The 19,489-nt window shown below is 62.0% G+C and carries 18 protein-coding genes, 1 pseudogene and 1 riboswitch; of the genes and pseudogenes, 9 read left to right on the forward strand and 10 right to left on the reverse strand.

What is annotated here, in order from left to right; translation table 11 throughout:
- Positions 1-38 precede the first annotated feature (38 nt).
- The 4 genes from HMPREF3149_RS00920 to rplS all read right to left on the reverse strand — a co-directional run bounded on the left by HMPREF3149_RS00920 (position 39) and on the right by rplS (position 2,726).
- Positions 39-680 carry a ribonuclease HII gene (locus tag HMPREF3149_RS00920; RefSeq protein ID WP_070535811.1) on the reverse strand — a complete coding sequence of 214 codons (642 nt, stop codon included), beginning with the start codon at positions 678-680 and terminating at the stop codon, positions 39-41.
- Positions 677-1,405, reverse strand: a complete 729-nt coding sequence (gene lepB, locus HMPREF3149_RS00925; RefSeq protein WP_042531381.1) for a signal peptidase I — start codon at positions 1,403-1,405, stop codon at positions 677-679. Before lepB (HMPREF3149_RS00925) ends, HMPREF3149_RS00920 begins: the two co-directional genes overlap by 4 nt.
- Entirely contained in the window at positions 1,383-2,078 is a 696-nt protein-coding gene (gene lepB, locus HMPREF3149_RS00930; RefSeq protein ID WP_042533312.1) for a signal peptidase I, read from the reverse strand. Before lepB (HMPREF3149_RS00930) ends, lepB (HMPREF3149_RS00925) begins: the two co-directional genes overlap by 23 nt.
- A gap of 303 nt (positions 2,079-2,381) precedes the next feature.
- Positions 2,382-2,726, reverse strand: a complete 345-nt coding sequence (gene rplS / locus HMPREF3149_RS00935) for a 50S ribosomal protein L19 (RefSeq protein WP_042531383.1) — start codon at positions 2,724-2,726, stop codon at positions 2,382-2,384.
- A 174-nt stretch (positions 2,727-2,900) separates the two neighbouring features.
- A riboswitch (TPP riboswitch) is annotated at positions 2,901-3,015 on the forward strand.
- On the opposite strand from rplS, the gene thiC reads away from it, so the two are divergent.
- The 6 genes from thiC (at position 3,011) to HMPREF3149_RS00965 (ending at position 8,672) form a co-directional block, all read left to right on the forward strand.
- Entirely contained in the window at positions 3,011-4,813 is a 1,803-nt protein-coding gene (gene thiC, locus HMPREF3149_RS00940; protein WP_070535814.1) for a phosphomethylpyrimidine synthase ThiC, read from the forward strand. Its footprint overlaps the riboswitch before it by 5 nt.
- Positions 4,806-5,459, forward strand: a complete 654-nt coding sequence (locus tag HMPREF3149_RS00945) for a thiamine phosphate synthase (RefSeq protein WP_070535817.1) — start codon at positions 4,806-4,808, stop codon at positions 5,457-5,459. The genes thiC and HMPREF3149_RS00945 overlap by 8 nt, the downstream gene beginning before the upstream one ends.
- Entirely contained in the window at positions 5,456-6,601 is a 1,146-nt protein-coding gene (thiO, locus tag HMPREF3149_RS00950) for a glycine oxidase ThiO (protein WP_070535820.1), read from the forward strand. The genes HMPREF3149_RS00945 and thiO overlap by 4 nt, the downstream gene beginning before the upstream one ends.
- Positions 6,598-6,795, forward strand: a complete 198-nt coding sequence (gene thiS, locus HMPREF3149_RS00955; protein WP_070535823.1) for a sulfur carrier protein ThiS — start codon at positions 6,598-6,600, stop codon at positions 6,793-6,795. The genes thiO and thiS overlap by 4 nt, the downstream gene beginning before the upstream one ends.
- A complete protein-coding gene (locus HMPREF3149_RS00960) occupies positions 6,796-7,575 on the forward strand; it encodes a thiazole synthase (protein WP_070535825.1) in 780 nt (259 codons plus the stop codon).
- A gap of 32 nt (positions 7,576-7,607) precedes the next feature.
- Entirely contained in the window at positions 7,608-8,672 is a 1,065-nt protein-coding gene (locus tag HMPREF3149_RS00965) for a ThiF family adenylyltransferase (protein ID WP_070535828.1), read from the forward strand.
- Here HMPREF3149_RS00965 and HMPREF3149_RS00970 read toward each other — a convergent pair.
- The 5 genes and pseudogenes from HMPREF3149_RS00970 to rimM form a co-directional block, all read right to left on the reverse strand.
- Positions 8,669-10,744, reverse strand: a complete 2,076-nt coding sequence (locus HMPREF3149_RS00970) for a YhgE/Pip domain-containing protein (protein ID WP_246819907.1) — start codon at positions 10,742-10,744, stop codon at positions 8,669-8,671. The two genes, HMPREF3149_RS00965 and HMPREF3149_RS00970, sit on opposite strands and share 4 nt — an antisense overlap.
- 515 nt (positions 10,745-11,259) lie before the next feature.
- Positions 11,260-13,407, reverse strand: a pseudogene (locus HMPREF3149_RS00975) (Tex family protein); the annotation flags it as partial.
- A gap of 44 nt (positions 13,408-13,451) precedes the next feature.
- Positions 13,452-13,820 carry a hypothetical protein gene (locus HMPREF3149_RS00980; protein WP_070535834.1) on the reverse strand — a complete coding sequence of 123 codons (369 nt, stop codon included), beginning with the start codon at positions 13,818-13,820 and terminating at the stop codon, positions 13,452-13,454.
- Positions 13,804-14,670 carry a tRNA (guanosine(37)-N1)-methyltransferase TrmD gene (gene trmD, locus HMPREF3149_RS00985; protein ID WP_070535837.1) on the reverse strand — a complete coding sequence of 289 codons (867 nt, stop codon included), beginning with the start codon at positions 14,668-14,670 and terminating at the stop codon, positions 13,804-13,806. The genes HMPREF3149_RS00980 and trmD overlap by 17 nt, the downstream gene beginning before the upstream one ends.
- A complete protein-coding gene (gene rimM / locus HMPREF3149_RS00990; RefSeq protein WP_070535840.1) occupies positions 14,667-15,167 on the reverse strand; it encodes a ribosome maturation factor RimM in 501 nt (166 codons plus the stop codon). Before rimM ends, trmD begins: the two co-directional genes overlap by 4 nt.
- 33 nt (positions 15,168-15,200) lie before the next feature.
- On the opposite strand from rimM, the gene HMPREF3149_RS00995 reads away from it, so the two are divergent.
- On the forward strand, positions 15,201-15,599 hold the full coding sequence (locus tag HMPREF3149_RS00995; protein ID WP_042531404.1) for a cupin domain-containing protein: 399 nt from the start codon (positions 15,201-15,203) through the stop codon (positions 15,597-15,599).
- 23 nt (positions 15,600-15,622) lie between these two features.
- Positions 15,623-16,291 (forward strand): TetR/AcrR family transcriptional regulator, encoded by a 669-nt coding sequence (locus HMPREF3149_RS01000; RefSeq protein WP_070535843.1) that lies wholly within the window; start codon positions 15,623-15,625, stop codon positions 16,289-16,291.
- Positions 16,292-16,345: 54 nt separating this feature from the next.
- Here the strand turns inward: HMPREF3149_RS01000 and rpsP are convergent, their stop codons facing one another.
- Complete coding sequence (rpsP, locus tag HMPREF3149_RS01005) at positions 16,346-16,870, reverse strand: 30S ribosomal protein S16 (protein ID WP_042531408.1); 525 nt, start codon at positions 16,868-16,870, stop codon at positions 16,346-16,348.
- Between the two features lie 305 nt (positions 16,871-17,175).
- Between rpsP and HMPREF3149_RS01010 the strand changes: the two genes are divergently transcribed.
- On the forward strand, positions 17,176-19,431 hold the full coding sequence (locus tag HMPREF3149_RS01010; protein WP_042531410.1) for an acyltransferase family protein: 2,256 nt from the start codon (positions 17,176-17,178) through the stop codon (positions 19,429-19,431).
- Positions 19,432-19,489 lie beyond the last annotated feature (58 nt).

The following is a 19,489-nucleotide window of genomic DNA, read 5'->3' on the forward strand; positions in this document are numbered from 1 at the left end:
ACGTGCCTCAGCTTACTTCCCGCAGCGCTCCGAACGGCTCAGGCGCGCGCGAGGAATTGAGCATGAGCGCCTGCCACATTGCGGTAACTCATCCGATGCTCCGGGGTCGCTCCCAAGCGCGCAATGGCGTCCTGGTGCGCAGCGGTGCCATAGCCTTTATGGTTTCCCAGCCCGTAGCCTGGGTAGCGCTCCGCCAAGCTATCCATAAGTCGGTCCCGAGACACCTTGGCCAAGATGCTGGCCGCCGCAATGCACCGCGCAGCCGCATCTCCACCGATGATCGGCAGCTGTGGGGCAGGGATGCCGGGGACGCGGAGGGCGTCGGTAAGCACATAGCGTGGTTGCACCTCGAGCTGCGCCACCGCGCGGCGCATGCCGGAGACGTTGGCGTGCTGAATGCCGAAAGTGTCTATGGACCCGGCGTCAATGTGCACAACGGACCACGCCAGCGCGCGACGCTTGATGACGGGCTCCAACTGTGCTCGGGCCGCGGGGCTCAACTTCTTGGAATCATCAAGGCGCTCTAAGCCTTGAATAATACGGTCCGGAAGGATACAGGCAGCAATAGTCACCGGTCCACAACAAGCCCCGCGCCCGGCCTCATCCACGCCTGCCACTGGGCCTAAACCGGCCTTTGACAGGGCTACCTCATAGGTGCGCTTCTGTTTGAGACGTCTCATAACCCTGGGTGGTCGATGAGCTGCGCCCGGCTCACCGGCAGTACTACGGCCGCTACTTTGCCACGCACATTGCCTACGGGTACCGTCCCCTGCAGCTTATCGCCCAGATGTGCGCGCGAATCCAGGGAGTTCGTGCGGTTATCCCCCATGACCCACAGGTGCCCCTCCGGCACCGTGACCGGACCAAAATAGGCGCCGCCACATGCCTGTGAGCCAACCCGGTCATCAATGGGAATTTCCGGTGGGTCAAGCACCACCTCCTGATTCGTGGCATGGCCGTCCACCATTACGGAGGGGTCACCCTCCTCACAGGACACGGTTTGTCCACCCGTGGCAATGACGCGCTTGACCAAGATGTTGTCACCATTGGGCACGAGCCCCACCACGGCACCGAGGTTTTGCAGACCGCGCAGCATGACATTTTGGGAGCGGTCAACGTTGAAAGAGGTATTCCACGAGTCCGGCCCCGAAAAGACCACGACGTCCCCTGGGCGAGGATCGGAGAAGTAATAGCTGACCTTCTGCACCACTATGCGGTCATTCGTGCAACCGGGGCAGCCGTGCAGCGTCGGCTCCATCGAGGAGGAGGGAATGAGGTACATCCGCCCCACGCAGGCCTGAATCAGCGCCAGCACGGCGAAGGTGACCGCGAGTGCCCACACCACATCCCGGGTGCGCAGCCGCGCGGTCTCCGCGCAGCGCTTAGGACTGGATGTCCGGGTCATCGACCCCACCGATGCGGTTGAAGGGGAAGAAAACAAACATCACCTTGCCGCGTACATTCTCCACGGGAATGGTGCCCTGGTACTCGTCCTGCATGTGGTAGCGCGAATCCGCCGAGGCGGTGCGGTTGTCACCCATGACCCAGATATTGCCCTCCGGCACGGTCACGGGCCCAAAGTAGGCACCGCCGCAGGCATAGGAACCGGTGGTTTCGTCCACTCGGTAGGTTGGCGGGTCTTGGACATAGTCTTGCTCAATCGGTTCACCGTCCACCATGACGGCAGGATCCCCCTCCTGACAGGAGACGGTCTGTCCACCGGTAGCCACCACGCGCTTGACCAACGTGTTCTCATCCGGTGGAGTCAGGGAGACATAGCTCAGGGCGTCCTGTATGCGGTGAATGACAGGGTTATCAGAGCGCGGCGATTGCCAGTTGGTATCCCAATCCTTGGTGCCCTTGAACACAACGACGTCACCGGGTTCTGGTTCCTTGTCGCCGTAGTAGGAAACCTTCTCAGTGAAGATGCGGTCATTGTTGCAGCCAGTGCAGCCATGCAGGGTGGGCTCCATCGATCCCGACGGGATGACGTACTGCCGGCCCACGAAGTTCTGGAAGACGCCTACCACTGCAAGCACGCACACCACCACGATGATGGTCTCAAGGAACCACGGCATCTGCTTCTTGTCTTCGCGTGACGCCGAAGCCGGCTCCGCAGTGCTTGGCGACGTCCCCCCTACCGCAGCGCCTTCACTTCGAGCAGCGTCAGCCCTGTCCGCGTCAGCACTGTCCCGCGCGGCACCCTTAGTGACATCTTCAGCGACATCTTCGGTCATGTCCTTGTCTTTATTCACGGGCTAAATCCTAGCAATGCCCCGCGACATCTCGGTAAGGCGGCGCGGCGCGGGCCTAAAACAGCACAGGCCCTCCGCCGCCCCACCGAACGATGGTGAGAGACGAAGGGCCGAAGCGCACGAGGATTAGCGGCGCTCCTTGATGCGGGCCTTCTTACCGCGCAAGTCGCGCAGGTAGTACAGCTTCGCGCGGCGAACGCGGCCGCGGCGAACAACCTCGATGGAGGCGATGTTCGGGGAGTGCACCGGGAAGGTACGCTCCACGCCGATGCCGAAGGAAACCTTACGCACGGTGAAGGTCTCGCGGATGCCGGCACCCTGGCGGCGGATGCAGACACCCTTGAAGAGCTGGGTACGCTCGGTGTTGCCCTCGATAACCTTGACGTTGACGTCAAGGGTGTCGCCCGGGCGGAAGGACGGGATATCGTCACGCAGCTGGGCTGCGTCGATCTTGTCAATGAGGTTTGCCATTGAATGTTTTCCTTTTCAGTTTAAGACAGAGGACCCTAGCGCCACCTCACGGCGGCTGACCGGTTCGTGCCTGTTACACAGAACAGGGATATCTTTCCATATCCCATCCCCACCGGACAAATTGCTTCAAACGCCTGACACGGATGTTGTTTGCATTCTAAGGTGGGTAACGCACTGATACCCCACGGGTGCCCACAGGAAGTGGGCTGAGAGTGGCGCTGACACCGCGCCTGCACCGTTCGAACCTGTCTGGTTAGCACCAGCGAAGGAAGAGAGGAGCAGCCATGACGGCTACCCATCACCCAACCCACAATTCCGATCTCGGAGAAATCCACCCCAAGCACACCTACGCCCCCATTCGGGAGAACGGCCTTGAGGTCCCAGAGACCGAAATCCAGCTGGATGATTCCCCCACCGGGCCCAACGAGCCCTTCCGCGTCTACCGCACCCGCGGCCCAGAGTGCGAGCCCGAGGTAGGACTTCCGGCGCTGCGCGCGGAGTGGATCGCGGAGCGTGGGGACGTCGAAGAGTACGAGGGCCGAGCCCGCAACCTCGCCGACGATGGCCGCTCCGCCGAGCGCCGCGGTGCCGCCTCTCAGGAATGGAAAGGTGAGCGCCGACAGCCGCTGCGTTCGAAGGAGGGCAAGCGCGTCACCCAGATGCACTACGCGCGCCAGGGCATCATCACCAAGGAAATGGAGTTTGTAGCACTCCGCGAGCACTGCGACCCAGAGTTCGTCCGCTCCGAAATCGCGCGCGGGCGTGCCATCCTGCCCAACAACGTCAACCACCCCGAGTCGGAGCCGATGATCATCGGCCGCAAGTTCCTCACCAAGATCAACGCCAATATCGGAAACTCCGCGGTGACGTCCTCCATCGCCGAAGAGGTCTCGAAGCTACGCTGGGCCACGCGCTGGGGCGCGGATACTGTCATGGATCTGTCCACCGGCGATGACATCCACACCACCCGCGAGTGGATTCTGCGCAACTCCCCCGTCCCGATTGGCACCGTGCCCATCTACCAGGCTCTGGAGAAGGTGAACGGCGTGGCAGAAGACCTGACCTGGGAGATCTTCCGCGATACCGTCATTGAGCAGTGCGAGCAGGGCGTGGATTATATGACCATCCATGCCGGCGTTCTGCTGCCCTACGTGCCGCTCACCACCGAGCGCGTGACGGGCATTGTTTCTCGCGGCGGCTCCATCATGGCGGGCTGGTGCCTTGCGCACCACAAGGAATCCTTCCTTTACGAGAACTTCGACGAGCTCTGTGAGATTTTCGCACGCTACGACGTCGCCTTCTCACTCGGCGACGGCCTGCGTCCGGGCTCCCTCGCCGATGCCAATGACACCGCCCAGTTCGCGGAGCTCAAGACCATCGGTGAGCTCACCCGGCGCGCCTGGGAGTACGACGTCCAGGTCATGGTGGAGGGCCCCGGTCACGTCCCGCTCAACATGGTTCAGGAAAACAACGAGCTGGAGCAGGATTGGGCTTCTGATGCCCCCTTCTACACGCTGGGCCCTCTGGTCACCGACATCGCGCCGGGATACGACCACATCACCTCGGCGATTGGTGCGGCGAATATCGCCATGGGTGGTACGGCAATGCTGTGCTACGTCACCCCTAAGGAGCACCTGGGCCTGCCCAACCGTGATGACGTCAAGACCGGTGTCATTACCTACAAGTTGGCCGCCCATGCTGCCGACGTGGCGAAAGGCCACCCCGGGGCGCGCGCCTGGGATGACGCGATGAGCAAGGCCCGCTTCGAGTTCCGCTGGCACGACCAGTTCGCTCTCTCCCTCGACCCGGATACCGCACAGGCCTACCACGACGAGACCCTGCCCGCGGAGCCAGCGAAGACCGCCCACTTCTGTTCCATGTGCGGGCCGAAGTTCTGTTCCATGCGCATCAGCCAGGACATCCGCGACACCTTCTCCGATTCCCTCGGCATGCCCAGCTTCCCGGGGCAGGCCTACGTCGACCCAGACGTGGTTGCTGCCGCCCGCGCGGGCGAAGAGCGCAAGTCGGCGGAGTTCAAGGCCCAGGGCTCACAGCTTTACCAGAAGGAAGACACCGCGCATGCCTGATCTGCGCTGCTATTTCGTCACGGGCGCCGCGGACTCCCAAGCGGAAGTCGTGCGCATCGCTGCGGCAGCAGCCCGGGGCGGAGCCGGGGTGGTGCAGGTGCGTTCAAAGCCGATTACAGCGCGCGATCTCTACCTGTTGGGTAAGGAGGTCGCCCGCGCGGTGGCATCGGCCAACCCAGAAACGCGTGTGCTTATCGACGACCGCGTCGACGTCGCCCTCGCGCTGCGCCACGACGGCGAGCCGGTTCATGGTGTCCATATTGGCCAGGATGATCTCCCCGTGGCGCAGGCTCGAGCCGTGCTGGGACCGGAAGCCATCATTGGGCTCACCACGGGCACCCGCGAGCTCGTGGAGAACGCCAACCAGGTAGCTGACCTTATCGATTACATCGGCTGCGGGCCGTTCCGGGCGACGCCGACAAAAGATTCCGGCCGCGCGCCGCTGGGCCTTGAGGCCTATCCCGAACTAGCCGAACTGTCCCGTGTCCCGCTCGTGGCCATTGGGGATGTCACCGCTGATGATGCCGCCGACCTCGCGGCCACGGGTGTTGCTGGCCTGGCCGTAGTGCGCGGCATCATGCACGCCACCGACCCGGAAGCCTACTGCCGGTCGCTGATTTCCGGCTTCGATGAAGGTTCGCGATGAGCACCACGACGCACTCTCAAGTCATCGTTGTTGGTGCGGGGGTGGTGGGTCTGGCCACCGCCGTGGAGCTAGCCGCCCACGGCCACGAGGTCACCGTGCTCGACCCAGCACCGGCTTCGGGCGCCACACACCATGCCGGCGGCATGCTCGCGCCCGCTGCCGAGGTGGTCTACCAACAAGATCCGCTTTTTCCTCTCATGCGCGCCTCGAGTGCGTGGTACCCAGAGCTCATTGACCTCGTTTCCGCTCACACGGATGTGCCCACGGGCTACCGCGCGGAGGGCACGCTTGTCGTCGCGGCTGATCGCGCAGACGCGCAGCATCTCACTGAACTGGCCGATTATCAATCCCTCCACGGCATGGAGGTCGAGCGCGTCACCGTGCGCGAGGCCCGCCGCTCCGAGCCGCTTCTCTCTCCGCGTCTAGCCGGCGCAGTGAGTATTCCGGGCGACACACAGGTTTTTCCTCGCCAGTGGGCGGAGGCCCTCGGTAGCGCCGCACAAGCGCTGGGCGTGCGTCTGTTTCGCACGCCGGCCCAGGCTATCGATGCCTCCACGGGTACCGTCACCACCCCGGTAGGTGATTTCCAGGCCGACGACGTCGTGCTCGCCGCTGGCCTCGGGGAGCGCGACATCGACTGGGCTGAGTCCGCGGGACTTGCCCGCATGCCCCTCCAGTTGCGCCCAGTGTACGGCGACATCCTGCGCTTGCGGGTGCCGGATCACCTACAGCCGCTTTTGACCCGCGTGGTTCGTGGTTTCGTGGAGGACCGTCCCGTCTACCTCATTCCTCGCTTCGATGGCACTCTGGCCATCGGTGCCACGACCCGGGAGGATTCGCTCACTTCTGCCCAGGCCGGCGGAGTTTATGCCTTGCTGCGCGATGCCCTACGTATTCTCCCTGCCGTCGAGGAATGCGAATTCCTTGAGGCCAGTGCAGGTGCCCGCCCAGGCACCCCGGATGACCTGCCCTACCTGGGACGCGTGGGCGCTAAGCTCATCGTATCTACCGGTTATTTCCGCCACGGCATCCTGCTCACAGCCCTCGCAGCGCGCTGCACACGAGAGCTCATCGAGCACGCCGAGTCCAGCATCGATCTCACCGCCTGTTCGCCCTTGCGACACTTCAAGGAGACACCATGATCCTCACCCTCAACGGCCAACCCTATGACACCTCAGCGTCCACCGTCGCCGAGCTGCTGGATGAGAAAGGCATCGCCGCCGACGGCACTGCCGTCGCACTCGCCGAGCAGGTCGTGCCGCGCTCGCGATGGGAAGCCACTGAGCTCATGGAAGGCGCTGTCGTTGAAATCCTCACTGCTGTCCAAGGAGGCTAAATGCTCACTATTGCTGATACCACTTTTTCCTCCCACCTCATCATGGGCACTGGCGGTGCCACCAGCCACGATGCCTTGGAACGCGCACTGGTTGCCTCCGGCACGGAGCTCACCACTGTAGCCATGCGGCGCCACACCGGCACCAGTAGCGGCGAGAGCGTCTTCGACTTATTGCGCCGACTGAACATCGCCCCGCTGCCCAACACCGCCGGCTGTCGCACCGCACGCGAGGCCGTGCTCACCGCCCGTATGGCCCGCGAAGCCTTGGGCACCTCGTGGGTCAAGGTCGAGGTCATCGCCGACGAACACACGCTGCTACCCGACGTCCTCGAAACCCTCGACGCCACAGAACTCCTCGCGTCCGATGGTTTCACTGTGTTGGCCTACACCAGCGACGATCCCGTAGCCGCGCAGCGCCTCGAGGATGCCGGGGCTGCGGCCGTCATGCCGCTCGGCGCCCCAATCGGCACCGGCCTGGGCATTCTCAACCCACACAACCTCGAGCTCATCTGCTCGCGTGCGTCGGTGCCCGTGCTTGTCGACGCCGGCATAGGAACCGCCTCCGACGCCGCCCTCGCCATGGAGCTGGGGTGCTCCGGTGTTCTTCTTGCCAGCGCGGTCAACCGCTGCCAAGACCCCGAAGCCATGGCCACCGCGATGCGCCACGCAGTGGAGGCCGGCAGGCTCGCCCGCAGCGCTGGACGCATCCCCCAGCGCGAACATGCCCAAGCATCGTCCACCTTCGACGGTCTAGCGAACTGGGCTGACCAGGTTTTGTAGTCGCACCACACCACGACGACACGGAGGTCTCAGTGCTCAGCGATACCGAACGCGCCCGCACCGCCCGCCAGCGTATCCTGCCCGGCTTCGGCGACGAAGCCCAAGAGAGACTGCACGCCGCCCACGTCCTTATTGTCGGCGCTGGAGGGCTCGGCTGCCCGGCCCTCCAACAGCTGGCTGCGGCTGGAATCGGGCACATCACGCTCATCGATTCCGACACCATCGATGTGAGCAACCTGCACAGGCAGGTGCTGTTTGGTACGGGAGACGTCGGTAAGCCCAAGGCGGATGTGGCTGCCGCCCGCGCCAGTGAGCTCAACCCCGAGCTCACTATCACCCCGCTGAAGAAGCGCCTAGATTCCTCCTCCGTGCTTGATCTGTGCACTGGCGCCGACCTCGTTCTCGACGGCTCCGATACCTTCGACACGAAGTACCTCGTCGCCGATGCCTGCGAAATCACCTCGACCCCGCTGGCCTGGGGAACCGTGCTTCGTTATGGTGGGCAGGCCGGGCTATGGCACTCCGGTACAGACTGCATCGACGGCCGCGGCGTGGGCCTGCGTGATCTCTTCCCCGAGCCTCCCCACGGCGAAGCGCTCGAATGCTCCACCGCCGGCGTACTGGGAGCGACGACATCAGTGATAGCTGGGATCATGGCCACAGCCACCATTGCCGCACTCGCGCAGCTGCCGCACCACTCGGAGCTCGTGGGACGCGTAACGTCCTACGAGGCTCTTCCCGGCAGCTTTCGCACACTACAGGTGGGTGCCGACCCTGACCGCGCACTCGTCACCGCGCTTCCGGGCCAACCTTCGCTACCGCCTGAGCTTCGCAGCGGCCACGCCTGCCTCCTCGACATCTCCGACACCCCCACCGCACCAGCCCCCGCGGTGTCGCTGCCCTGGCACACCGTCTCCGACGATGACTCCGTCCGCGGCGCCCTGTTGTCCTGCGACTCCTCACTGGTTTATGTGGCCTGTCCCTCAGGCGGACGCAGCGCTGGATTCGCCCTGCGCTACGCAGATCTAGCCGCTGACATGGGCATTGAGCTGCGCAACCTGCCCGGCGGTCTCACCGCCTACCCCGCAATGTTTTAGGCCCCTGCTACAACGTTCGGGCGGAAAAGGTGCTCATCCAGAACGCGGGCAGTGCCGTGGTGGCGGGCACGGAACACCGCACACGATGCAACCAGCGCCAGGGCAGTCACGATGAACAGAACTACGATACCGGCCCAGAACGTGCCGTCGTGGATGCCGTCGGTGGCGCGGGTGAACGCATTCTTCGCATAAGACATCGGATGGAACGGATGCAGCACACTCAGCGGGCGCGGAATCGCAGCCACCGGCCAGACTCCGCCGAAGACCATGACTCCTAGTGCAAATGCGACCACCGCAAAAATGGCCCCAATCTTCCGACCAAAGGTCACGAGGAAGAACTGATACGTTGCAGCACCCACGGCAGCAATCGCTGCGATGACCAGCATTATCATCGGCCAGCTTGCGGGAGCCCACCCCATGGTGGAGGACATGAAGGCCATAAAGGCCAGCACGAGGAGATTCAGTCCCGTCACCACGCCGAAGGCCGCAAGGATACCGCGTACCGGGCTGGTAGCGACCTGGCCGCGACGGCCTAGGTAGTACGGCAACGTCATCGCGAGGAGCAGCATGACAAGGAAGCCGAAGACCAGAACGAAGAGCATGGAGGCACCACCTGTGATGGTCTTCTGCGTCGGATCGACCGGGTTGATCACGGTCTGTACCGGGTGCACATTTGAGGAGGTGAAGTTGATGGGCACGGCCATGTTGCGAGCGGACGTGTCCGGCTGGGTAATGGATGGGGCCTTGGCGGCACCGTCAGCAAGTTTGGTGGCCAATTCGTTGGACCCCGCTTTGAGCTGATCCATGCCATCCTTCAGTTCGGTTCCGCCAGCAGCAAGCTGGCTCGTACCGTCCTTAAGCGTGCCCGTGCCCTCATGAAGGCGGGAAGCACCATCCTGCAGCTGGGCGGCACCGTTGCTCAGCTCACCTACACCGCTACGTAGTTCCTTTGTTCCGCCAGCCAGCCGATGGGCACCGTCATTCAGTGCGGTCATACCACCGAGGTATTCCGAGTTCGGGTCGGACAGGTTGTAGTACAACTGCCCGGTGCCTTCTGCCAGCTTCTCGAGTTGCGCCACCATGTTTCCGCTTGCCGCCGGATCTAATTTCGACACCAGCGAGTAGAGCTGATCGGCTTGCTCAGCCATGCCGAGACTACGCAAGACATCAACAAGCTGTACCAAGCTCGGGACCACCATCTGGGCCTGCTTGAGCAGCGGGATGAGCATACCGGTGAGCTGGTTGACGCCCCCATCGATTTGTCCCGCGCCATCAGCAAGGCGCCCGGTTCCTGCAAGCAGCTTGTCCGAACCGTCCGCAAGCTGAGCGGCACCGTCATCCAGTTGTGCGGCACCGGCGCCAAGGCGCCCGACGCCGTCATTCAAGCGGGTCGTACCGTTCACCAGCTGGCCGGTTCCATCGTTGAGATCCCCTGCACCGGCATCGAGCTTCGCGATACCTTCGACAGCCCGCCCGCCTCCGTCCTGCAGTTTGCCTGCTCCTTCATCAAGACGTCCTGCTCCTTCAGCGGCTGTCCCCAGCCCATCACTAAGTTTATTCAGCCCCTCAATGACCTGATCTGCATATTTTTTAGAAATCGCGTTTTCCACACTGGTCTGCACTTGCGGGATGAGGCTCGAAGAAATTACCGAACCATTCGTGCCGTAGTAATCGTTGGTGGCGAAATGAATCTCCGGTTTCACGGGCTTATCGCTGATGATGGTGACCGCCTGCTCGGAGAAGTTCTTGGGGATGGTCACCACCATGAGGTACTTCCCCTTCAAGAGGCCCTCATCGCCGTCTTCCTTAGTGACCTCCGCAAAGTTGAGGTACTCCGTTTCCATGAGGCCTTCTACGACCTGATCGCCGTAGTTGGTGAACTCACCTTGCTTATCAACGCCCACATCTTCATTCACCACCGCCAAGTCAATGTTGCGCATGTATTTGGAGGGATCCCACATTGCCCACATCATGGTGCCGGCGACGATGATGGGCGCCACGAGAAGAAAGACGATGAGTACCCGCGATAAGGTGCTCGTGGGACGCCAATCCAGAACGCGGTGCCACCCCATTGCTTCGCTCCCCTCAGCTCCCCCGCCCCCCTTCACTGGCGAAGCGCCATTCGCTCCGTGCACGTGACGCGAATCCATTTCACGGTCCATGCCTGCCTCCTCAAAGTGATTGTTTAGGTCCGCTTGTAGCCGCCCTTCCAGGGAGTTTTACCGGAAGGCCAAGCGTGAGCGAGGCCACTGTTTCATTTGTTTCCACAAACATACCACTAGTGGAGTTACTAATGTGAACTTATGGGCGTTAGTTTTACGCTTTCTCTATTCCCCCCTTCCGGTTGCGAAGTGTGACCGACGCATCGTGGCCAGTGGGCACCATCGGCGATCCTGCGCCCTCGACCGTTTGGTTAGCCGAGGGCTCCATCCTGCTAAAAGCCCGCTTTCTTGAGGGCATCAGCCATCGAGCCGCCGCCGCGTTCTGAGCGGCCACGGCTGCCGCCCGTGCGGTTCGAGCTACGGCGCGAGTTCTGGGAATTGCCACGGCCACCACCGCTGCCGCCGCGGCGCTTGGGAGCAGGTTACCCTGGTTCATCGTCGAGGCGCAGCGATAAACCAATACGTTGGCGCTCCACGTCGACCTCCATGACTTTTACCTTGACCACCTGGCCCGAGCGCACGACCTCATGCGGGTCGGAGACGAACTTATGGCTCATGGCCGAGACGTGGACGAGGCCGTCCTGGTGCACGCCGACATCGATAAACGCGCCAAACGCCGCCACATTGGTGACGGTCCCCTCCAAAATCATGCCGGGTTTCAAGTCTGAAACCTTGTCCACGCCTTCCTTGAAGGTGGCTGTCTTGAACTCCGGGCGCGGGTCACGGCCTGGTTTGTCCAGCTCCGCGATGATGTCCGTGACGGTCGGAACACCGAACGTGTCATCGGCAAAGTCCGCCGGTGCGAGCTTGGTCAGCACACGCGAATTTCCAATGAGCTCCGCGACACCCAACCCAGTCTTCTCCGCAATGCGCGCCACCACTGGATAGGCCTCCGGGTGCACGGCCGAGGCATCGAGCGGATCCTTACCGCCATTAATGCGCAGGAATCCGGCGGACTGCTCAAAAGCCTTCGGTCCCAGTCGCGGCACCTTCTTGAGCTCCTTACGCGAGGCAAACGTGCCGTTCTCATCACGGTAAGCAACAATGTTGGCGGCAATCGTGGAATTCACACCAGCCACGCGCTCCAGCAACGGCGCGGAGGCAGTGTTGAGATCCACACCAACGCCGTTGACGGCATCTTCGACCACGCCGTCGAGGGTACGAGCCAGCGCAACCTGGTTGACATCGTGCTGGTACTGCCCCACGCCGATGGCCTTCGGGTCAATCTTCACGAGCTCCGCCAGTGGGTCCTGGAGGCGGCGCGCAATGGACACCGCGCCGCGCAGAGAGACGTCCATGTCGGGGAATTCGTCAGCAGCCAGCTGCGATGCTGAGTACACGGACGCGCCGGCCTCCGACACGACCACGGGACTCGGGCGAGTGCCACCTGCTTGCGCGATGAGGTCAGCAACCTCTCCCGCGAGCTTTTCTGTCTCGCGTGAGGCGGTGCCGTTTCCGATGGCCATGAGATCGACGGAATGGGCAGCGCTGAGCGACGCCAACTCCCTCACCGCTTCAGCCCACTTCTTCTGCGGCTGGTGCGGGTAGACTATCGTGGTGTCCAGTACCTTTCCTGTGGGGTCGACAACCGCGCACTTCACGCCGTTGCGGTAGCCCGGGTCCAAGCCCAAAGTGGCGCGCTGCCCTGCCGGGGCAGCCAGCAGCACATCGCGCAAGTTCGTGGCAAAGACTTTGAGTGCGCCTTCCTCGGCCTTCTCTTTGAGGCGCATGCGGACATCAAGGCCCGAGGAGATGGAAAGTTTGGTGCGCCAGCCCCAATGGACGGCGTCGGCAAGCCAGCGCGAGGTGGCCACATCGAGGTCAAAGCATTCTGCGATGAGGCCCTCATACACTGCATCGTCGCCGGCATCGAGGTTGAGCTGCAGCACACCTTCGTTCTCGCCGCGCAGCAGCGCCAGGATGCGGTGCGAGGGCAGCTTCTCAAACGGTTCAGAGAACTCGAAGTAATCTTTGAATTTCGCGCCCTCATTCTCTTTACCTTCCACCACGCCGGCTGCCATAGAGCCAGTGGTGTACATGCGCTCGCGCACCTCACCCACTAGGTCGGCGTCAAGCGCGAAACGGTCCACGAGGATTGCCCGCGCGCCGTCCAAAGCTTTCTTGGTCTCCTCAAACCCTTCGGTGAGATACTCCCCCGCCAACTCGGCTGGGTCTGCCGTGGGGTTCTCAATGAGCTTGTCCGTCAGCGGCTCAAGACCAGCCTCACGCGCGATATCCGCTTTGGTCTTTCGGCGCTTCTTATAGGGCAGGTACAGATCCTCCAGGCGAGCCTTCGTCTCACACCCCGCAATGAGGGCGCGCAGTTCCTCCGTCAGCTTGCCCTGCTCCTCAATCGCAGCAAGGACCGTCTCTTTGCGCTCCTCCAGCTCACGCAGGTACGTGGAGCGCTCCTCGATGACGCGCAACTGGGAATCATCCAGCCCGCCGGTAGCCTCCTTGCGGTAGCGGGCAATAAACGGAACGGTATTGCCTTCTGCCATGAGCTTGAGCACTGCGGCAACAAAAGATTCCTTGACGCCCAGCTCGGTGGCGATGGTGGCTGCGATGTTCACAAAACCTCTTCTTAGTGGGTCGGGGACTTAAAGACCTCCCTACCCTATACCCCGCCCTGCCACGCGCAGGAGGTGCCTAGCCCAAACTCGGTGTGGCCGATTTCAGAGGTGCCGTACCACAGCGTATGCGGCGGCAGGCAGTCCGCGACTGCCGCGGTGACCTTCGTCAGCGGCAGGTCCGATGAACCGTTGACGATAACGCGCCACACGTGCTCGCTTACCGGTGGGTGCCCGTTATTGTCCATGTACTCATTGACCAGAATATTGTCCGGCTCGCAGGTAAAGGACACAATCTCCGCGTTAATATCGCGCGGCTCAACGCCTCCTTCACGCAAACGTTCAGGCATATCTGCCAAGACCTTGTTCCATTCGGCCTCGGTCATGAGAATCGACAGGTCAGTGCTCACGTCCATCAGTGTTCTCCTTCAGGGTGTCGAGAAATTTGTGGTCCGCGGCGTCGAGCTCGGCGGCCTCCAACAGCTCGGGGCGGCGCTCAAGCGTACGCGCCAGAGACTGCTCGCGACGCCAGCGATCCACCTTGGCGTGGTCGCCTGAGGTCAGGACCTCAGGCACGGACAGTCCGCGCCACTCGCGAGGCTTGGTATAGCTGGGCCCCTCCAAGAGGCCGTCGGAGAAAGAATCTTCCTCGTGGGAGCGCCGGTTTCCCAGCACGCCCGGAATGAGGCGCACCACGGCCTCCGCGATAACCAACACAGCCACTTCCCCACCGATGAGTACATAATCACCGATGGACACCTCCCGCACACGGTAACGCTTGGCGGCATCATCAACCACGCGCTGGTCAATGCCCTCATAGCGCCCACACGCAAACACAATATGTTCCTCCGACGACCACGCCTGTGCGTCGGCCTGCGTAAAAGGCTTACCGGCCGGGGTCGGCACGATGAGCAAGGGCTTGTCCGTGTCCGCATCCTCGGCTGAGTTATACGCGCGCGCCTCGACGCCGTGGATATCGTCGTGACGCGGCTTGCTCAGGTGCGGGAGCGCACTGTCGAGATCGGTGGTGGAGGCGGTGCCGGAGGAGACGTCGTCAAGCGCAGGGCCCCACACCTCGGGCTTCATGACCATCCCGGGACCGCCGCCGTAGGGAGAATCGTCGACAGACTTGTGCACGTCCGTGGCCCACTGACGCAGGTCATGCACGCCGACGGCAAGGGCGCCCTGCTCAATAGCCTTGCCCAGCAGCGCGTGGCGCAGTGGGTCGAGATACTCAGGGAAGATGGTGACTACGTCAATCCTCATAGCTCGAGCAGCCCCTCCGGCGGCGTGATGGTGCAGGTACCAGCTTCAAGGTCAACCTCGGGAACAATCGCCTCCACGAAAGGCACAAGGGCGCTCTTGCCGCTGTGCAGAGACACCTCGAGCAGAGACTGAGTCGGACCGTGGGTCACGCCAGTAACCTCCCCACTATCCTGGCCATCCAGCATCACGCGCAGCCCCTCAAGCTCATGATCGTAGAAACCATCATCGTCCGAATCCTCGATGGGGGCGGCAAAGAACTGCGTGCCGCGCAGGGAATCCGCAGCCGTGCGATCTGGAATCTCGTCAAAGCTGATGAGCAGACGGCCCTTGTGAGGACGCACCGTAGCGATAGTGAGCTCGTGCTCCTTCTTGCCTTGCTTGCCATGCAGAACCTCACCGACGGTATAGCGCGCCTCGGGGGAATCAGTAGTCACCTCGACGGCGACCTCGCCTTTAATGCCGTGGGACTTCACCACGCGACCAATAAGTAGTTCCATGCCTGCTAGCTTAACGGGCTACCCTAGAAAGGTATGACTGAGCTTCCCATCAATGACCTCACCACCTTTGGAGATGCCGCCCACACCGGCTCTGCTCTCACCACACTCAACCTGCTCGATGAGGCCCCTGAGCCAGACCCTCAACGCCCACGGCCGGCGGTCAAGAGAGTCTTGAGTGCAGACGGCGCCAATCTCATCCTCTTTTCCTTTTTGCCCGGCCACCAGCTTCCCGACCATAAAGCAGCACACCCCATCACTGTCCAGGTTGTGCGAGGATCCGTGGCCTTTAGATGTGGAGATAATAAGGAAGAACTGGTCCCTGGACGGATCGTGCACCTGCCAGCCTACGTCCCCCACGCCGTCACGTGCGACAAGGAACCAGCGCTCATGCTGCTCACCATGTTAACACCGAACACTAGCGCGAATGTCTAGACTTTTAGTAATATCATTAGATTGTGAGCAACCCTAAGCCTTACCATCACGGAAACCTGCATGAGGCCATCCTCCGCGAGGCCATCACTCTAGCCCGCGAGGGCGGGCCTCAGGCGGTGACTATCCGGGCCGCGACCCGTGCAGTCGGAGTCTCCCCCACCGCAGCCTACCGCCACTTCAAAGACCAATCCTCGCTTCTCGACTCCGTCACGGACATCGCCACCGCCGAACTCATCGAGAACCTCAGCGCTGCTTTTCAAGACACCGAGGGCTCCATCGTGGACAAGCTGATGGCGGCTGCCTTTGCCTACTTCGACTACGCCCACGATGAGCAGAACTTTTTCGAATGCATGATGGCATCCCGTGGTTTCGATATCCCCGCGGGTCTCGCCGCCGCCACCGACGGCCCCGGCGAGGATCCGCGCGTGCGAGCAGCGTTCAACTTTTATGACTACATGGGGCAATACGCTCGGGCTATCGGCCAAGAACCCGACTGGGAGTTCATGGTGCAGAACTGCCTCGCTGGATGGTCTACGGTCCATGGCTTTACAGTCCTGTGCACAAGCGGCCACCTAGCATCGCTGTCAGATAAGCATAAGCGCGATATCGCGACGTCCGTTTTCGCCGCCGCAATCCGTGGCTTGGAGTTCGAAAACCCCTCGGATCCTTACCTCAACTATCCAAAGAATTAGAAAATCCCCGCCGACCAGATGGTCGACGGGGAATTTTTTTAAGTCGCGAGATTTTTACTCAGCGGACTCTGCAGACTCCTCAGCCTCAGCGGACTCAGACTCTGCTGCCTCTTCCTCAGCCTTAGCAGCCTCAGCGGCAGCGGCCTCCTCGGCAGCCTTCTCAGCGGCAGCCTTAGCCTCAGCCTCTTCCTTGGCCTTGCGCTTCTTCTCGGTGATGGCCTCGATGGTCGGGCCATTGTTAGCCTCAGCCAGAGCAGCGTTGAAGAGGTCCAGCTTGGACGGCTTCTCCTCAGCAACCTTCAGGGTGCCCTCTGCACCCGGCAGGCCCTTGTGCTTCTGCCAGTCACCGGTCACCTTGAGCAGAGCGAGAACCGGCTCGGTCGGCTGCGCGCCAACGCCCAGCCAGTACTGCGCGCGCTCGGAATCGATCTGGATCAGGGACGGCTCCTGCTTCGGCTGGTAGATACCAATGTTCTCGATAGCCTTGCCGGAGCGGCGGGTGCGTGCATCAGCAACGATGACGCGGTACTCAGCGTTGCGGATTTTACCGATACGCTGCAGCTTGATCTTTACAGCCATGTTTTGGCTCCTTTTCTAGTCACCGGGCAGTGCAGACGCGCGCCAGGTTCGGCGCGCCGGTTCAGCCCTTGGATTTATCCTGCGCGTGACATGCCGGCCGTCCGTAGGCGGTGACGGCGTTACGCAGAAATGAAGTTGTCAGTGTTGTCCACGGTCATCTACGCGTGATGCATGGGCAACCTCACTAACCTTAACGATCAGGAAGGAAAATAGGAAATCCGCTTCCCCATCGCTGTATTAGGCCCCACCCCGCGAAAGGGGTAGTCTGTAATGCGGTTATTTCACTGCCGCACATACCTTACTTTATGACTCAACAAGCCCCCTCCAGATTCCGCTACCGCTACGACCTTGACGGCCTGCGTGGCATCGCGATCGCTTTGGTCGTGATTTACCACGTTTTCGTCGGACGCGTTTCCGGTGGCGTGGACGTCTTCCTGCTGCTGTCCGGTTACTTCTTCCTCGGTTCCCAGCTGCGCTACGCCGCCCGCCCCAATGCCTCGCTCAATCCGTGGTGGCCCATCTGGCGTACCATTCGCCGCCTCGTGCCGGCGCTAGTGCTCGTTATCGGCGCAAGCTATATCCTGGTACGGCTTTTCGCTCCTGAGCTCATGAATACTGAGTTGACCAAGCAGATCACGGCAACGGTGTTCTACTACCAGAACTGGGAGCTCACCCGCCAGGACGCGGATTATGCTGCGGCATCAGCAACCACATCTCCGCTTCAGCACATGTGGTCCATGGCGGTGCAGGGCCAGTTTTACCTCATCGGTATCCTCTTTGCCCTCGTCCTTGCAGCGTTCATGCGTGTGCGCCCAAAGCCGTCCGGCCTCACTCCGCAACGCTTCCCCACCGTGAACTCCATCGCGGGCCCCATCCTCATCGTGGCAACGGTAGCGTCCTTCGCTTACGCCAGCCGCGACGGACTGTTCGGTACCCCGGCGAACTACTACTCCACGTGGTCCCGTGCATGGGAGCTGACACTTGGCGCCGTCCTCGTGATTTATGGCTCGCGGCTGCGGATGCCGCAACACCTGTCGAACCTTGCCACCGCCGTCGGCCTAGCCGCTCTTGCCGGTACGGGCCTCGTCATTTCTGACACGCTAGCATTCCCCGGACCACTATCTTTGCTGCCAATCGGCGGCGCGGTGCTCATCATCATCGGCTCCGGTGGTTCCTTCTCCCGCGTACTCACCTCGCGGCCATCACGCTGGCTCGGTGACATCGCTTACCCGCTGTACCTGTGGCACTGGCCTCTGCTCATCATCTCCACGGTAGCACTCGGTTTCGACACGCCACCGTGGTGGCTGGGTGTCATCATCATTGCGGTATCGCTGGGTTTGGCGGATTTGACGCACCGATTCGTCGAGAAGCCCCTGCGTCAGCACCGCAAACGCCCGCTTGCCGACGACCTCCCGGTCCGCCGCGGCCTTGCTGATCTGCGCACCACTACTGGTGCCACACGCGCCGTCGGTGGCGTTGTCGTAGCTGCCTGCACCATCGCGCTCATTGCTATTCAACCCTTGTGGGCCCGCACCTTGGACGAGGCCGACGCTGAGGTTTTGAACCCAGCACTCTACCCAGGAGCGACCACTTTCCCCCTCAACATCACGCCCCCAGACAACGTAGCGGTCAAACCCGATCCCATTCTGGCGCGTGGCATCACCCCACCAGTGGCGGATAACTGGTGCTTCATCCCAGAAGACCAGCCCACCGACTTCTTCTTCGAGACACGCAGGGACGGCACAACGCCGTGCGTCTTCGGCGATATGGACTCTGATGTCGAGGTGTACCTGGTCGGTGGCTCGCACGCCGAGCAGTATTCCTCCGCCCTTGACTACTTGGGCCGCGAAATGGGTTTTAAGCTCGTTCCCTTGACCCGTGTAGGTTGCCCAATCGTGTTGGGCGATGAGGTCGATGTGAAGCCTGAATGCGCCGAGTGGAGCAAGCACGTCGTCCAGCGCTTGATCGATGCCGACCCCGCGTTGGTGGTTTCCACCTCCACCCGCCCCGGACAGCCGTTCGGCCACGGCCCTGACGCCGTCCCTCCAGGATACAAAGCCTTCTGGGATGAGCTGGCCAAGCACGAGATTCCCTTCGTAGGTTTCCGCGACAATCCGTGGGGCTTTGACGATGAAGGCAATGGCCGCGAATTTGACGAATGCTACGTCGCGACGAAGGACTCCCTGGGCTGTGGCATGCGCTTCGAAGAGGTCTACGAGAGCTACGACCCCGGCGCTGCAGTTCTCTCCCAGTACAAAAACATGCTGGCTGTTGACACCTCCAAGTGGTTCTGCAATGACGCTGGCGACTGCCCCGTTGTCATCGGCAACGTGATGGTCTACCGCGATATGCACCACTTCACTAAGGCCTTCGCCGATTCCATGATTCCGCTCATCCGGGACATCATCACGCCCATTCTCAACGGTGAAACGGTTCAGCAGGAGGCCCCGGAGATGCCCACGCAGGCCGCTGCGGCCGACACCACCACCGCGGCGCCACCTGCCCCGACCCCGCCGCGGCCAGTCCCCTACCCGATGTATCCGGCGGGCCAGGCAATTTAAGTCAAGCCCGCATACGCACACGGCCCGTGGAGTTTCTCTCCACGGGCCGCTATCGTTC

The sequence above is a fragment of the Corynebacterium sp. HMSC05E07 genome (genome assembly GCF_001807225.1).
GTDB lineage: Bacteria > Actinomycetota > Actinomycetes > Mycobacteriales > Mycobacteriaceae > Corynebacterium > Corynebacterium singulare.